Annotated in this window: 17 protein-coding genes; 9 read left to right on the top strand and 8 right to left on the bottom strand. The window is 71.6% G+C overall.

What is annotated here, in order from left to right:
• Window positions 1–98: 98 nt before the first annotated feature.
• The 7 genes from hpnH to E1298_RS19035 form a co-directional block, all read right to left on the bottom strand.
• Complete coding sequence (gene hpnH / locus E1298_RS19010) at window positions 99–1103, bottom strand: adenosyl-hopene transferase HpnH (RefSeq protein WP_131895061.1); 1005 nt, start codon at window positions 1101–1103, stop codon at window positions 99–101.
• A complete protein-coding gene (gene shc / locus E1298_RS19015; RefSeq protein ID WP_131895063.1) occupies window positions 1100–3106 on the bottom strand; it encodes a squalene--hopene cyclase in 2007 nt (668 codons plus the stop codon). Before shc ends, hpnH begins: the two co-directional genes overlap by 4 nt.
• Window positions 3106–4119 carry a polyprenyl synthetase family protein gene (locus E1298_RS19020; protein ID WP_131895065.1) on the bottom strand — a complete coding sequence of 338 codons (1014 nt, stop codon included), beginning with the start codon at window positions 4117–4119 and terminating at the stop codon, window positions 3106–3108. The genes shc and E1298_RS19020 overlap by 1 nt, the downstream gene beginning before the upstream one ends.
• Window positions 4116–5438 carry a hydroxysqualene dehydroxylase HpnE gene (hpnE, locus tag E1298_RS19025; RefSeq protein WP_243725659.1) on the bottom strand — a complete coding sequence of 441 codons (1323 nt, stop codon included), beginning with the start codon at window positions 5436–5438 and terminating at the stop codon, window positions 4116–4118. The genes E1298_RS19020 and hpnE overlap by 4 nt, the downstream gene beginning before the upstream one ends.
• Window positions 5435–6352 carry a presqualene diphosphate synthase HpnD gene (gene hpnD / locus E1298_RS49530; RefSeq protein ID WP_207944721.1) on the bottom strand — a complete coding sequence of 306 codons (918 nt, stop codon included), beginning with the start codon at window positions 6350–6352 and terminating at the stop codon, window positions 5435–5437. Before hpnD ends, hpnE begins: the two co-directional genes overlap by 4 nt.
• 3 nt (window positions 6353–6355) lie before the next feature.
• The gene (gene hpnC / locus E1298_RS49535) at window positions 6356–7213 is read right to left on the bottom strand and encodes a squalene synthase HpnC (protein WP_243725660.1); all 858 of its coding nucleotides are present in this window, start codon (window positions 7211–7213) and stop codon (window positions 6356–6358) included.
• Between the two features lie 119 nt (window positions 7214–7332).
• Entirely contained in the window at window positions 7333–8112 is a 780-nt protein-coding gene (locus E1298_RS19035) for a hypothetical protein (protein WP_131895069.1), read from the bottom strand.
• Window positions 8113–8220: 108 nt separating this feature from the next.
• Between E1298_RS19035 and E1298_RS19040 the strand changes: the two genes are divergently transcribed.
• The 3 genes from E1298_RS19040 to E1298_RS19050 all read left to right on the top strand — a co-directional run bounded on the left by E1298_RS19040 (window position 8221) and on the right by E1298_RS19050 (window position 9637).
• Window positions 8221–8595: a helix-turn-helix domain-containing protein gene (locus E1298_RS19040; protein ID WP_131895081.1), complete on the top strand. Its 375-nt coding sequence runs from the start codon at window positions 8221–8223 to the stop codon at window positions 8593–8595.
• A 48-nt stretch (window positions 8596–8643) separates the two neighbouring features.
• Window positions 8644–9054: a VOC family protein gene (locus E1298_RS19045; protein ID WP_131895071.1), complete on the top strand. Its 411-nt coding sequence runs from the start codon at window positions 8644–8646 to the stop codon at window positions 9052–9054.
• Window positions 9055–9127: 73 nt separating this feature from the next.
• The gene (locus E1298_RS19050; protein ID WP_131895072.1) at window positions 9128–9637 is read left to right on the top strand and encodes a nitroreductase/quinone reductase family protein; all 510 of its coding nucleotides are present in this window, start codon (window positions 9128–9130) and stop codon (window positions 9635–9637) included.
• A 54-nt stretch (window positions 9638–9691) separates the two neighbouring features.
• Here E1298_RS19050 and E1298_RS19055 read toward each other — a convergent pair whose 3' ends face one another.
• Entirely contained in the window at window positions 9692–10237 is a 546-nt protein-coding gene (locus E1298_RS19055; protein WP_131895073.1) for a hypothetical protein, read from the bottom strand.
• A gap of 271 nt (window positions 10238–10508) precedes the next feature.
• Here E1298_RS19055 and E1298_RS49540 point away from each other — a divergent pair, with 271 nt between their 5' ends.
• From E1298_RS49540 to E1298_RS19075, 6 genes are all read left to right on the top strand, one after another.
• Window positions 10509–11753: an MMPL family transporter gene (locus E1298_RS49540; protein WP_207944723.1), complete on the top strand. Its 1245-nt coding sequence runs from the start codon at window positions 10509–10511 to the stop codon at window positions 11751–11753.
• On the top strand, window positions 11639–12130 hold the full coding sequence (locus tag E1298_RS49545) for an MMPL family transporter (protein ID WP_207944724.1): 492 nt from the start codon (window positions 11639–11641) through the stop codon (window positions 12128–12130). Before E1298_RS49540 ends, E1298_RS49545 begins: the two co-directional genes overlap by 115 nt.
• A 43-nt stretch (window positions 12131–12173) precedes the next feature.
• Window positions 12174–12455, top strand: a complete 282-nt coding sequence (locus E1298_RS51830; protein ID WP_424923101.1) for an MMPL family transporter — start codon at window positions 12174–12176, stop codon at window positions 12453–12455.
• Window positions 12456–12910: 455 nt separating this feature from the next.
• Entirely contained in the window at window positions 12911–13408 is a 498-nt protein-coding gene (gene bfr, locus E1298_RS19065; protein ID WP_131895074.1) for a bacterioferritin, read from the top strand.
• A gap of 252 nt (window positions 13409–13660) precedes the next feature.
• Window positions 13661–14323, top strand: a complete 663-nt coding sequence (locus E1298_RS19070) for a putative 2OG-Fe(II) oxygenase (protein WP_131895075.1) — start codon at window positions 13661–13663, stop codon at window positions 14321–14323.
• A partial coding sequence (locus E1298_RS19075) for a hypothetical protein (protein ID WP_207944725.1) occupies window positions 14320–14673 on the top strand: 354 nt, incomplete at its 3' end. The genes E1298_RS19070 and E1298_RS19075, both read left to right, overlap by 4 nt.

Here is a 14673-nt window from a genome sequence, read left to right on the forward strand (position 1 = left end):
CGGAAGGCCCAGACGCCGCGGCGGAAGGGTTCGGACGGCGCGGCGGAAGGGCTCGGATCCCGCGCCGGAAGGGCTCGGACGTCGCGGCAGAGGCGCGCTCAGACGCTGCGGATGGCGCGGAGCGACTCGCTCAGCGAGCCCAGGGTCGCGAAGACGGCGGTGGGCTCGTAGCCGCAGTGGGCCATGCAGTTGGCGCAGCGGTCGTCGCGCCCGCGGCCGTAGGCGCCCCAGTTGGTCGTCTCCAGGAGCTCCTGGTAGGTGTCGGCGTAGCCGTCGTCCATCAGGTAGCAGGGACGCTGCCAGCCCTTCAGCGAGTAGGACGGGATCGCCCACGCGGTGCAGGGGAAGTCGGCCTTGCCCTCCAGGAAGTCCAGGAACAGCGGCGAGTGGTTGAACCGCCAGCGCTTGCGCCGCCCGTCCGCGAACACCTTGCGGAACAGCTCGCGGGTCTCGGTCACGCCGAGGAAGTGGTCCTGGTCGGGCGCCTTCTCGTAGGCGTACGCGGGCGAGATCATCATCTGGTCGACGCGCAGGTCGTCGTTGAGGTAGTCGAGCACGTCGATGACGCTCTGCGGGGTGTCGGTGTTGAACACGGTGGTGTTGGTCGTGACCCGGAACCCGCGCTCCCGGCACATCCGGATCGCGTCCACCGCCTGGTCGAACACGCCCTCCTTGCAGACGGACGCGTCGTGCCGCTCGCGCAGCCCGTCCAGGTGGACGGCCCAGGCGAAGTACCGCGAGGGCTCGAACCGGTCGATCTTCTTCGGGATCAGCGCCGCGTTCGTGCACAGGAACACGTACCGCTTCATCCGGACCAGCTCGGCGACCATCTCGCCGATCTGCGGGTGCATCAGCGGCTCGCCGCCCGCGATCGACACCATCGGCGCGCCGCACTCGCGGATCGCGGCGACGGCCTGCTCCACCGGCATGCGCTGCTTGAGCAGGCTCGCCGGATGCTGGATCTTCCCGCAGCCCGCGCACGCCAGGTTGCAGGCGAACAGCGGCTCCAGCTCCACGATCAGCGGGAACTTGGCGCGCCGCGCCAGCCGGTTGCGCAGGATGTACCCGCCGACGCGCAGGCTCTGGCGAAGGGGCATGGTCATGGCGATCCGGACTCCTTGAGGTAGCGGCCCAGTGCGCTGACCGGGAACACCAGCCGGTACAGGTGGTAGTTGATGTAGAAGTCGCCGGGGAAGCCGGTTCCGGTGAAGTGGTCCTCGTCCCACGTCCCGTCCGGGCGCTGGTGCGCGGTGAGCCAGGCGACGCCGCGGTCCACGGCGGGGCTCGTCCCGCCGCGCTCCCCGGCCGCGAGCAGGGCCAGCAGCGCCCACGCGGTCTGGGACGGGGTGGAGACGCCGCGTCCGATCCAGGCCGGGTCCCGGTAGGAGCGCAGGTCCTCGCCCCAGCCGCCGTCGTCGCGCTGGTGGCGCTCCAGCCAGGACACGGCCCGCCGGATCGCCGGCTTCCCGGGGCGGACGCCCGCCGCGATGAGGGCGGGCACCACGCTCCCGGTGCCGTACACGTGGTTGGCGCCCCACCGGCCGAACCAGGACCCGTCCGGCTCCTGCGCCTTGAGCAGCCAGACCACGGCCCGCCTGACCGCCGTCGAGTCGGCCATGCCCTGCGCGCACAGCGCCTCCACGACGTGCGCGGTGACGTCGGCGGACGGCGGGTCGATCACCTCGCCGAAGTCGCAGAACGGGAGCTTGCGGCACAGGGCGCGGGTGTTGTCGGCGTCGAACGCGGCGAACCCGCCGTCCCGCGACGCCATCCCGGCCATCCAGCGCAGGCCCCGCTCGATCGCGGGCCCGGCCTGCGGGTGCGCGACCCGGCCGAGCGCGAGGACCGCCTCGGCGGTGTCGTCGGTGTCGGGGTAGCAGTCGTTGTCGAACTCGAACGCCCAGCCGCCGGGCGGCAGGCCGGGCCGCCGCACCGACCAGTCGCCGGGGCCCTTGACCTCCTCGCGGATCACCCATTCGGCGGCCCGCTCCAGGGCCGGGTGCCCGGCGGGCAGGCCGGCGTCGGCCAGCGCGTTCATCGCGAGGACGGTGTCCCAGACGGGGGACTGGCACGCCTCCAGCCTGCGGCCCGTCCCGTCCCGGATCGTGAACCGGTCGAGCCCGGCCAGGCCGCGCCGCATCACCGGGTGGTCGAGGTCGTAGCCGAGCAGGTTCAGCGCGAGCAGCGAGTACACCCAGGGTGGCTGGATCCCGCCCCACGACCCGTCCGGCTCCTGCCGGGCGATGATCCACTCCCCGGCGCGGCGCAGCGCCGCCCGCCGCAGCGCCCGCGCGGGACGCCGGTCGCGGACGTGCCGCTCGTAGACGTGCAGGGCCTTGTCGAGCGCGCCGAACGCCTCGTCCCAGCCGGGCAGCCCCCGCCGCGGCTTCGCTCCGGGTGCGCGCGCGCCGGGAACGCGCGCGCCGGGGGCGCGCAGCTCGTCGAGGCCGAACGGCAGCGGCCGGACGGGACGCAGCGCCCCGACCACGGTCAGCGGGACGATCGTCTGCCGCGCCCAGCAGCCGAAGTCGTAGACGTTCAGCGGGAACCACGGCGGCAGGAACATCAGCTCCGGCGGGACCACCGGCAGCTCGTCCCACGGCCACAGGCCGAACATCGCCAGCCAGAAGCGGGTGAACACGCGCGTGGCCGGGACGCCGCCCGCGTCCCGGATGTGCGCGGCGGCGCGGAGCATGTGGCCGGCGTCCGGCGGGTCGCCCGCGAGGCGCAGCGCGACGTACGCCTCGACGGTCGTGGACAGCTCCGGGGGACCGCCGTGGAAGTTGGCCCACGTGCCGTCGGCGGCCTGCTGGGACCGGATCCAGCGGGCCGCCTCGCGGGTGTCCTCGTCGGTGCGGACGCCGAGGAACTGCCGCAGCAGCAGGTCCTCGGCGTCCATGGTCACGTTGGTCTGGAGCTCGCCCTTCCACCATCCCTCGGGCGACTGGAGGCCGAGCAGGTGGTCGCGGGCCGCCTCCAGCGCGGCCTTGGCGGCGTCGGCCGTGCTCGGCGCCGCGCCGCGCTCGGCCGCCGCGCCGCGTCCAGCGGCGGCGTCGCGTCCGGCGGCCGGGGTCTCGATGGACTCGGCGGGTTCGGTCGTGGTCATCAGTGGTCCCGGCAGGTGACGAAGTCGGCGATGTGCAGGAACTCGTTGCGGACGGCGTCCGGCAGCCCGGCCTCGGCGAGGTGGTCGGCGGCGCACTCGACGCGCCGTCCCGCCTCGGCCTCGGCCCACGCCTTCCCGCCGCCCATCTCCACGAGCCGGGCCGTCTCGGCCAGCTCGTCCTCGTCCGGCGGCTCCGGGCGCGCGTACAGCTCGGCCAGCAGCTCGGACGCGGGCGTGCCGGAGTTCAGCGCGGCCACGACCGGCAGCGACATCTTCCGCGACCGCAGGTCCGACAGCGTGGGCTTGCCGGTGGTGGCGGAGTCGCCCCAGATGCCGAGCAGGTCGTCCACGAGCTGGAAGGCGGCCCCGAGGTCGGCGCCGAACGAGGCCAGCGCGTCGGCCAGCGGCTCCGGCGCCCCGTCCAGGACGGCCCCGATGGAACAGGAGCACTCAAGAAGCGCCGCCGTCTTGTCGGCGGCCATCGACTGGCACTCCTCCAGCGAGATGTGCTGGCGCGTCTCGAAGTCCAGGTCGAGCGACTGGCCCGCGATGAGACGGCGAGTGGCGACGGCCAGCGCGCGCGCCGCCCGCGCGGAACCCTGACCGGGCGCCTCCAGCAGCACCTCACCGGCGAGGGCGAGCAGCGCGTCACCGGCCAGGATCGCGGCCGGTTCGCCGTAGACGGTCCACGCGGCCGGACGGTGCCGGCGGATCCGGTCGCCGTCCATGATGTCGTCGTGCAGGAGCGAGAACGCATGGACCAGCTCCACCGCGACCGCACCCGGCAGGGCGCTCTCCTGCGGCGCACCGGCGGCGCGGGCCGACAGTAAGGCCAGCGCCGGACGCAGAGCCTTCCCCGCCGGAGCCGTACGAGGATGCCCCTCGGTGTCGGTCCAGCCGAGATGGTAGGCCGCGACACGGTAGGTGCGCGGGTCGAGCCGGCCGACCGCAGCGCGCAGCGCACCGTCGACCAGCTCGCGGACATCGGTCATCGAGACCGGAACGGTCGTCACCGGTCCCTCACCCCCTCCAGGTGGCGACGGACCAGGCGAGCGGCGGTGAGGCCGCTGCGCACTGCCCCCTCCATGGTGTCGGGCCAGCCCGTGTCGGTCCACGCGCCGGCGAGGAACAGTCCCGGGGCCCGGGTCGCCGCGCCCGGCCGCGCGGCCCCGCTGCCGGGACGCTGGCGGAACGTCGCCCGCCGCTCCCGCGTCACGAACACGTCCCGGACGCCGGCGCGCCGGGCGGCGGGCAGCAGCCGCCGCAGCTCCGGCACGAACCGTGCCCGCAGGTCGGCGGTCGGAACGTCGATCCACCGGTCGGCGGCCGACAGCGAGACCGCCAGATACTGGCCGCCGCCGTCCAGCCCGCTCACCGCCGTCCGGTCGAACACCCACTGGACGGGGGAGCCGACCGCCGCGGCGAACGGCAGGTCCATCACCGGGCGGTCGAAGACGACGTGGACGTTCACGATCGGGCTGGCGTCGAGCTCGTGCCAGCGCAGCGGATCGGGCAGCGCCTCGGCGGGCAGCAGCCGCGCCGCGGCCTCGTGCGGCACGGCCATGACCACCGCGTCGGCGGCCATCGGCGTGCCGTCGACCACCACCTTGGGATCGGTGGTCACCGCCTCCACCTTGGCCTTGAGCCGGACGGTGCCGCCCGCCTCCTCGATCCGCCGCAGCGCCGGGCCGCCGTGCAGCTCCGCCAGCGGGACGGCCGGGACGCCGATGTCGGCGGCGTCCGCCCGCCCGAACAGCGCCCGGCGGCACACCATCGCCGACAGGCCGAGCGCCGCGTCGTCCACCTCCGCGTTGAGCGCCGCCGTGATGAACAGCCCCCACAGCGCCTCGCGCGCCCACGGCCGCTGGCCCCGCCCGGCCAGCCACGTCCCCGCCGAGATCTCGTCCAGCGCCGCGTCCCGGGGGTCGAGGCGCCGGAGCGCCGCCGACGCGCGCGCGGCGCGTAGCCGGTCGCCCATCGACAGCGGCGCGTACCGGGCCAGCGCCGGGAGCAGGTGCAGCGGGCTGGGCAGCGGCGCCCGGCGCAGCCGCGCGGGGGCGGCGCCGGGCCGCAGCACGGTGACGTCGAACCGGTCCTGGACGTCGACGAACCGGTCGGTGCGGAGCCGTCGCAGCAGCCCCTGGTACGCGGTGCAGCAGCGCAGCGACACGTGCTGGCCGTTGTCGACGCTGAGCCCGTCCCTGTGGAACGAGTGCGTGGCGCCGCCCAGCCAGGGCCGCGCCTCCACGAGCGTGACCTGCACGTCCGATTCCTGTAGGGCGATTGCCGCGCTGATGCCCGCCAGACCGCCGCCGACGATGACAACGCTCACCGCTCCACCCCCGACAGCGCGCGCGCCGCCACGACGGCCTTCTGCCATGTCGAGAGGGAGATCCGGGAGTTCAACGCGATGGATGGTCGCTCGGCTATGCGTTCCAGCAGCCGCCGGTAGATGCCCGCCATCGCGGCGGTACACGCGGCGCTGCGCCGGTCCAGCAGCGGAAGCAGCCGCAGCCCCTCCGCGTACCAGGCCCGCGCGCGCTCGGCCTGGAACCCGATGAGCTCGTGCAGCCGCCAGGGCGGGTCGACGAACTCGCCCGTCTCGTCCTGCTCCAGGGTGCAGCCGAACCGCGCCAGGTCCTCGGTGGGCAGGTAGATCCGGCCCGCCAGCCTGTCCTCGCGGAGGTCGCGCAGGATGTTCGTGAGCTGGAACGCCACCCCCAGCGAGTCGGCGAGGCCCTCCGCCCGCTGCCGCCCGTCATAGCCGAACACGCCGAGCGACAGCCGTCCCACCGTCCCCGCCACCTGCTGGCAGTAGCGCAGCAGGTCGTCGAAGGTGTCGTACGCGGCGCCCCGCACATCGCTCTCGCACCCGTCGATCAGCTCCCCGAACGCGTCCAGCGGGATCGGGTACCGGCCCGCCGCGTCCGCCAGCGCCGTCAGCACCGGATGGCCCTCCAGCGCGCGCGAGTCCGCCCGCCGCCACAGCACCTCCTGGACGGTCGCCAGCCGCTGCCGCGACCGGTCCAGCAGGTCGAGCCGCACGCACGCGGGCTCCGGGCCGTCCCCGGTGTCGTCCACACCGCGCGCGAACGCGTAGATGGCGCTCATCGCGCGCCGCTTCGGCGCGGGCATCAGCCGGATCCCGTACGAGAAGTTGCGGGCCTCCTCGCGGACGACCCGCTCGCAGTGCTGGTAAGCCTCGGAAACCCTCGCGGATTGCCGGTATGCCTCCGAAACCGTCATCGCTCAGCCCCTTCCAAGAGCGCGTGCCCATCCGGCCAGCAGCGCGGCCCGGCCGGGACGCGGTGGGCAGGCGAGCACGTCGTACCGGCCGTGCACGAGCGCCGCCAGCGCCGCGCGCCCCCCGGCCACATAGCCCGCCACCGCGAGCCGCGCCCACCCGCGCAGGCCCGCGATCAGCGGGGCCGCCCCCCGGTCGAGCAGCTCGCGGGCCCGTCCCGCCTCCAGCGCCAGCACCCCGCGCAGCCGCGTCGGCGTCACCGCCCGGGACAGGTCGTCCTCGGCGCAGCCGAAGCGCCGCAGGTCCTCGGCGGGCAGGTAGATCCGGCCGTTGCGGAAGTCCTCCCCGACGTCCTGGCAGTGCTCGATGATCTGCAGCGCGGTGCAGACCCGGTCCGACGGCCCCAGCAGTTCCGGCTCCACGGCCCCGAACACGTGCAGCACCATCCGCCCGACCGGATCGGCCGACAGGGTGCAGTACTCCAGCAGTTCTTCAAACGTCCCATACCGATGCACGACCTGGTCTTGGCGATTGGCCCGCACCAGCCGCCGGAATGGCTCCTCGGGAATTCCCCGCGCGCGCACGGTGCCCGCCAGCCGCTGTAACTGGGGCATCCTCGGCGTCGCGCCCCGGTAGATGCGGTCCAGGTCGTCGTCCACCGAATCGAGCAGGCCGGCGCGCTGGTCGCGCGGCGCCTCGTCGCCGATATCGTCCACGAGCCGCGCGAATCCGTAGACCGCCCGCAGAGCGGCGCGATGCCGTGCGGGCAGCAGCCGCGTCGCGACCGGGAAGTTCTCCCGGGCGGCCAGTCCCTCCAGCGCGCGGTCATGGGCCTCGGCGCTCCAGGGTGATTCAGTGGTCACCACTCAGAGATTCGCCGGTCCGGCACCAGAAAAACTCTGTCCAAGGTATGGAGTTATTGAAGTGCCCCGCGTTTCCACGACGGAAAGCACGCAAAAGGGCGCAACAGGAATATCGCCCTTTATGGCAATGGAGCTCCGCCGGCCGCCGCCGCCCGCGCCGCCCGCGCCGCCTCGCGGTGCTCCTCGGCCAGGCGGCGGTGCTCGTCCGCATCCCCCTGCCCCGCCTGGAGCGCCGCCTCATGCCGCTGGACGGCGTCCTCATGCGCCCGCGCCTCCGCGAGCCGCGCCGCCGCCGTCCGCTCCTTGGCCTGCGCGGCCCGCCGCGCCGCCGTCTCGGCCGTCTCCGCCGGCGTCTCGGCCGTCTCCGCCGGCGGGACGTCCGGGGACCCGGTCAGATCCCTGCGCCGCCGACCGGCGGCCCGCGCCCGCTCCGCGGCCTCGTCCGCACGGTGCCGGGCGAGCTCACCGCGCACCCTCCGCTCCGAGCCCGGCCCGGCGGGCGGCGGCGGCCGCTCGTCCGTCGGCGCCTCGGCCCGGCGGGCCATCCGCCGATGCCGCTGCCGCGCGGTGTCCGCGTCCGGCAGCTCCAGCACCGCCGCGACCTGCTCGTAGTCGAGCCCCAGCTCCAGCGCGCGCTCGAACAGCGCCGCCTCCAGCCGGTCCACGTCCAGCCGTGCGGCCGACAGCACCAGGAACGCGGCGCCCAGATCCATCGTCGTCGTCCCCGCCTGCTCGTCCTCCGGACGGTCCCGCAGCGCACGCGTGACCGCGTCCAGGTCGTGCATGGGATGCTTGTGCATCTCCCACAGCACCGCCTCCACGCCCGTCGCGAACCGGGACGTCAGATGCTGCCGCGCGGCGCGTACCAGATCGGGGTCGGGAATCGGCAACTCCGTCATGCCTCTAGTGAAACCCCTGACGGCTCCGCATCGCCACCTCGCGGGCGGCGGGGAGCCGTATGGTGTGATGGCGCGGTGAGCCGCGCCACCGAAGAGACCAACCGCCGCATGCTCCGGGCACGGGACGCGATGGACCGCGCCTACGCGCAGCCGCTGGACGTCCCCGCCCTGGCCCGGATCGCCCATGTGTCGCAGGCGCACTTCACACGCACCTTCCGGGCCACGTTCGGTGAGACGCCGCACCGCTACCTCCAGCGCCGCCGTGTCGAGCGCGCGATGTTCCTGCTGCGGGAGACCGACCGCAGCGTGACCGACATCTGCTTCCAGGTCGGCTTCGGCAGCCCGGGAACCTTCAGCCGGACGTTCCGCGACATCGTCGGCCGCTCGCCCAGGGCGTACCGCAAGGAGGCGGCGCCCATGGGCGTCCCGACGTGCTTCACGATGGCGTGGACGCGGCCGAGCGGCCGACCTGCCGCCGACTGAGCAGTTTTGGATAAGTTCCCGCCCGGCCCGCTCGGTAGCGTGATGCGCATGTTCAACGCCATCACGCACTCGCAGATATTCGTCCTCGACCAGGACGAGGCCCTCGACTTCTACGTCGGCAAGCTCGGACTGGAGGTCAACACCGACGTCGACATGGGCTTCATGCGCTGGCTGACCGTCAGCGTCCCGGGCCGCCCCGAGCGCGAGATCCTGCTGGAGAAGCCGGGCGGCCCTTCGATGTCGGAGGAGACGGCGCAGCAGGTCCGCGACCTGGTGACCAAGGGTGCGACGGGCGGCCACCTCATCTTCAGCACCGACGACTGCCGTAAGACCTACGAGAAGCTGCTGTCCCTGGGCGTCGAGTTCACCGAGGAGCCCACCGAGCGCCCGTACGGGATCGACTGCGGCCTCCGCGACCCCTTCGGCAACCCCATCCGCTTCACCCAGCCGAAATCCTAGAACTCGGGCGGCCCACGGCGGGGGCTGTGCCGTATCCTCTGAGGCTAGAGTGTTCTCTCAGAAGGAGCCTGCGGTGAGGTATCTGGCCGAGGAAGCCCTCCTGCGGGCTCTCATGCGGATCAACCAGTTGGTGTCATGGCTGACAAGAGGGCGAGTTGTGGTCTTCCGTTTCGACGGGATGTCCGGCCTGCTGCTCACGGTCACGGACGCGGAGAACCAGGTGGCCGATACCAGGCCATTCTGCTATCTCGCGGATGGTGACGACTACGTCGTCCTCTCCTCGAAGACGGAGAGCGCCCACACCGAAGGCGGCTACCTCGCCAAATTGGGCGCCACCGCGTCCGCCACCGTCGAGCTCGTCCCGGACGAGACCTTCGACGTTGACGTGGAAATGCTGGGGAGTGACGCGGACCGTACCGGGCTTCTCGATCGGCTACTGGGCGACACGTCGCTTTACGAACGCCATGAGATCAAGCGTGGAGGCGGACTTCCGGTCGCTCGCCTCCGGCCGCATCGGAGCCGGCCGACGATGTCACGGCGGCCGGACGGGACGAGCAAGTTCAGTGGCATCGTCGATTCTTAAAGAACTGCCGGGAACGCCGATGTGTCGGCGCTCCCGGCAACTATTCTGCCGCTCTTAGTGGCAGTGCGACGCGAATGCCTTGCTGACCGCCTTGCCCACGTTGCCGTTGTTGCCGTTCTTGGATGCGAGGGCGACCGTGACGGTGTGGTAGTAGGACGTGAAGTGCCGGTCCCAGCCGCATCGGTACTTCGCGATCACCTTGCGGCCCGCCTTACATGAGCCCCACCCCTTCCGATTGGCGGCCACCAGGTACCACTGGTGCTTGCCGGGGTGGTATTTCTCCAGGTAAGAGTTCATGTAGCAGGCCGTTGGGCGGCCGAAGCAATTCTTGATCCTGGACTGGCTGCGAACGTCGTACGACACGGGAAACGGCTTGTCGGCCTTGAACCAGCACCCGGCGACCGGGCTGTTCTTGCCCTTGACAGCGGACTTGGCCTGGCCGTCGGCCGGGGCCTGCGTGTTCTGGATCTGGGGGGTCGGCGTTCCGCTCGGCCCCGGCTCGGCGGATGCCGCCGGAGCGGCCGCCAATGCCAGGCCGGCGAAGGCCCCGGCGGATAGCGCGATGGACAGTTTTCGTTGCACTGTCGTCATTCCTTTCACGACGTGCCGAACATGGCATGGACCGTGGCGGTCGCGGTGACCGGCATCCCGACTGCTCCAATCTCAGTGGTGAACACCCACAGCAGAACATCGAACGGTCTCTAGCCCGTCTCTGGAATGTCTCCGCGCCAGGTGCGCCGGTCACGCGCGAGGGAACCGGCCGGATCGCCGGCGGCTCCGGACGGTGACCAAGGTCACATCAGATGCCTGTCGCAGTGGGCGAGCGCGGCCGGTCAAGGAGATGTACCGCACAAACTTTCGATGAGCGCACATGGCGAACGCCATCAAGGCCGCCGGGCGGTATCCGGTCTTCCCGCCGCCCGGCGGCCCGCCTCTTTCCCGCTGGAACGGCTACGCCGCGGCCGTCACCGGCAGACGCTCCAAATGGGCCGTCCTGGCCGCCTGGCTGCTGATCCTGATGCTCGCCGGAGGCTTCGCCGCCAAGATCTCCGACGTGCAGGACAACGACCCCGCCTCCTGGCTGCCCGCCGACTCCCAGTCCACCCGGGCCGTCGGGATCGCCGAGAAGCACTTCGCCGAGCACGACCGGGCGACCGCCGTCGTCGTCTACACCCGCGACGGCGGGCTCACCCCCGCCGACCTGGCCAAGGTCGACGCCGACCGCGGCGCGACGCCCGGCTCGACCGCGGCGACGAAGTCCAGGGACGGCAGGTCCGTCCTGTTCAGCGCGCCCGTGCCGATGGCCGCCAACGACAACGGCGTGCTCGGCGACGCCGTCGACCGCCTCCGGCGGACCACCGACCGGGCGGCACCGTCCGGACTGGACGTCCGCGTGACCGGTCAGGCCGGAACCATCGCCGACTACATCGAGGCCTACTCCGGCATGGACGGTGTCCTGCTCGGGGTCGCCCTCGCCGTCGTCACCGTCGCCCTGCTGATCACCTATCGCAGCCCCGTGCTGTGGCTGATCCCGCTCCTGGCGACGTTCCTGGGCACCTGGATCGCCACGGGGGTGGTCTACCTGCTCGCCAAGCATGCGGGCCTTCAGGTCGACGGCCAGTCCAGCTACATCCTGATGGTGCTCGGCCTGGGCGTCGGCACCGACTACGCCCTGCTGCTCATCGCCCGCTACCGCGAGGAACTCGGCCGCCGCGCCGACAGGCACGAGGCCATGGCGCACGCACTGCGCCGCTGCATGCCCGCCATCACCGCCTCCGCCGCCACCGTGGCGATCGCCGCCCTGTGCCTGGTCTTCGGGAAGATGAACAACACCCGGGGACTCGGCCCGGTCATCGCGATCGGCGTCGCCGTCGTGTGCCTGGCGGCCACCTCCTGCTGCCCGCGATGCTGGTCTGCCTCGGCCGGTGGGTGTTCTGGCCCAAGAGGCCCGCCGCCGAGGCGCCTTCGGTCACCGCTCCGCACTCTGGCCTGTGGCAGCGCGTGGCCGCCGTCGACGCGAGGCCCCGCTGGATCTGGATCGGCACGGCCGCCGTCCTCGCCTCGTCCGAGCCCGCCGACATCTACGTCGCCGACGCGCAGGCCGGCACGGTGCTGAAGGCCGCGAAGGTCGACGGCGTGACCAGCACGGCGCGGGACCGCTCGGCGGGCGGCTACACCCACCTGACCGCCGTCCTCACCGCCGAACCCGACACCCCGGCCGCCCGCGACGCCATCACCCGCGTCCGCGACGCGGTGAAGGGCAGCGGAGCCGTCGTCGGCGGGCAGACCGCCGTCGCCCTCGACACCTCGCGTGCGCAGGGAGACGAGGAGCTGCTGCTCATCCCGCTCATTCTCGCCGTGGTCCTGATCATGCTCGTGCTGCTGCTGCGCGCGCTCACGGCCTCCCTGCTCCTGATCGCCTCGGTCGTGCTGTCCTACGGCGCGGCCCTGGGCCTGGCGGGCCTGCTGTACCGGGCGCTCGGCCATCCGTGAGGAGGCCCACCTGCACGGCCACCGCCAAGGCGTCCTCAACGGACTGCGCGTCACCGGCGGCGTCATCACCAGCGCGGGCCTGGTCCTGGCCGCCACCTTCAGCGTCCTGGCCGTCATGCCCACCGTCGCCGCGCTCCAGCAGGGCCTGCTCATCGCGGTGGGCGTCCTGCTCGACACCCTCATCGTCCGCAGCCTCCTCGTCCCCGCGCTCGCCCTGCTCCCGAAGGGAATATGGCGCCTTCCCGCCCATGCGGCGGACGTCCTTCGGTGTGGCATCGATAAGCCCCAACCCAGGCATAGAGAACTGAATATAACATTAGGATAGGCTATCCTCAATAAGGGTAGCCTAAGTAATTGAGTCGGCATGGAGATCCATTCACATAACGGAGAGTGAATGGATGCCCACATCGATGGCCCGTGACCTTGGACAACGTCCAAGGCCGTATGGCCGGCGACTGCGTGACTTTCAGAAATTCAAGGCAACAGACGATCTTAAGCCGGGCCGTGACGCGGGGCGCGGCCGCTAGATGATCAGTTGGTGTCGCACGGCCGGTGACCTTGATCGTGTTCTGACCTTTGGTTTTGTCGTTCTTGCCCCTCTTGATTACCCAATATTCTTTTCCCGTTGAGAATCTTTGCATAGATCGCTTCTTGCGCCGCCGCAGAGGAATCGCATCACGAATCACCGCAGCCTAAGCCTTGATTTCTTGTTGATCAGGAGATTCAACTTGAAATTTCTGTCCTGGCGGGCGGCCGGTCGGCGATGTCAGCATGGGCGCCATGGACGGTGACAGCGAAATCATCGGGCTGCTCAACGAGCAGCTCACCGCGGAACTCACGGCGATCAACCAGTTCTTCCTGCATGGCAAGATGCAGCAGGACTGGGGCTACGTCCGACTCGCCAAACACACCCGCTCGGAATCTTATGACGAGATGAAGCACGCCGAGCGGCTGACCGAGCGAATCCTTTTCCTGGAGGGCATGCCGAACTACCAGAAACTCAACGCTCTGCGGATCGGGCAGACCGTCCCCGAGCAGCTCCAGGCGGACCTCGCCCTGGAGATGGAGAACGTGGCCCGGCTGCGTCCCGGCGTCGAACTGATGCGCTCGCGCGGCGACATCACCTCCGCCCGGATCTTCGAGGAGATCCTCGCCGACGAGGAAGAGCACGTCGACTACCTGGAGACGGAACTGGGCCTCGTCGAGTCCCTCGGCGAACACAACTACCTCCAGCGCCTCACCGACGCACCCGGAGAGGACTTCACCGAGCCCGTCTAGGCCTCCGGCCGGCGATGGTGCTCTCCGGCTCGGCGCAGGCGCAGCGGCCGAAACCTTGCGATCACCCGGGCGCCGAGGAGCGACTCGATTCCACGCTGGACTCGGAAGCCCCGGCGGCCGGGTGCCCGCCCAGAACGGGCCACCACCTGGACCGTGCCCATCCCCTGAAAAACCCATCCCCGAACGACCCCCGCATTCGCAGGATGTGACCGGTCGAGTCGGCAGCGGACCCCATCGAGAAGGAGCGCGTTCGTGACCGAGACCAATACTGCCAACGACACCGGCACCCGTCCCGCACTCTCTGGAGAACGGCTGGTCCTGCAGATGTGGCGGACCCCCGTCTACCAGGCCGACTGCGCCGGCGCCGCCGAGCATCTCCCGCCCCTGCGGGAACTGATCCTTCAGGCCGAGAAGACCGACACGCGAGCCGCCGGCTCCGGCGGCATCAAGTCGTCCCAGACCATGCTGACCTGGGACCACCCCTCGATCGACTGGTTGAAGCACCAGATCGGCATCGCGGGCCAGACGCTGACCCGCACTGTGCTGGGCGAGGCCGCCGACGAGATCGACGACCACGACGTCCTCGCCGAAGCCTGGGCGGTGGTCTGCCGGCCCGGTGAACCCCTTCGCCCGCACACCCGCCACGACTCCGCCTGGTCGGGTCTGCTTTCGGTCGCCACGGATCCCAGCGGCGACAGGGACGCCGGATACCTGCGAATGCTCGACCCGCGGCCGGCCGCCGCCGGCCGGACGGCCAGGCCCCGAGCGGTCCGCTACACCCCGGTCCCCGGCCGGATGATCGCCTTCCCCGGCTGGCAGGCCCACTGGATGAGGGCGACCGCCACCCACTCCCGGCTGCGGATCGCGATCGCCTGGAACATCACCTACCAAAAACATCGGAGCCGGACGTCATGACGCTCACCACCCCCGCCCCCGTCCCGTCCTCCAGCCGTGACCGGCGCAGCTGCGGCAACGCCGGACCGGCCGTCCGGCAGCACTGGGGAACACCCCTCACCTTCGCCACGCTCGACCCCGCCGGGCTGCTGTCCCCGTCCACCGCCGACATCGGTGCCGCGGGTCCCGCGCTGCGGACCGTGCCGCCCGGCGAGATCATCACCGACCTGGAGACGGCCGCCGCACAGTTCCAGGCATCGTTCGACGCACTCGCCGCCGCCCACGCACCCGACCTCGCGCCCCCCGGCGGCGGCTTCGACATCGACGTGCAGATCTGGCGGCACGGCCACCACCTGCCCCCCGCCGAGCAC

It is taken from the genome of Actinomadura rubrisoli (assembly GCF_004349215.1).
Taxonomy (GTDB): domain Bacteria; phylum Actinomycetota; class Actinomycetes; order Streptosporangiales; family Streptosporangiaceae; genus Spirillospora; species Spirillospora rubrisoli.

Bases quoted from the DNA above. Each gene is read 5' to 3' on its own strand.
- E1298_RS19040 (WP_131895081.1), top strand. From the start codon at position 8,221: ATGCTCCGGGCACGGGACGCGATGGACCGCGCCTACGCGCAGCCGCTG.
- bfr (WP_131895074.1), top strand. From the start codon at position 12,911: ATGGACGGTGACAGCGAAATCATCGGGCTGCTCAACGAGCAGCTCACC.
- shc (WP_131895063.1), bottom strand. From the start codon at position 3,106: ATGACCACGACCGAACCCGCCGAGTCCATCGAGACCCCGGCCGCCGGA.
- hpnD (WP_207944721.1), bottom strand. From the start codon at position 6,352: ATGACGGTTTCGGAGGCATACCGGCAATCCGCGAGGGTTTCCGAGGCT.
- E1298_RS19035 (WP_131895069.1), bottom strand. From the start codon at position 8,112: ATGACGGAGTTGCCGATTCCCGACCCCGATCTGGTACGCGCCGCGCGG.
- hpnH (WP_131895061.1), bottom strand. From the start codon at position 1,103: ATGACCATGCCCCTTCGCCAGAGCCTGCGCGTCGGCGGGTACATCCTG.
- E1298_RS19045 (WP_131895071.1), top strand. From the start codon at position 8,644: ATGTTCAACGCCATCACGCACTCGCAGATATTCGTCCTCGACCAGGAC.
- E1298_RS49540 (WP_207944723.1), top strand. From the start codon at position 10,509: ATGGCGAACGCCATCAAGGCCGCCGGGCGGTATCCGGTCTTCCCGCCG.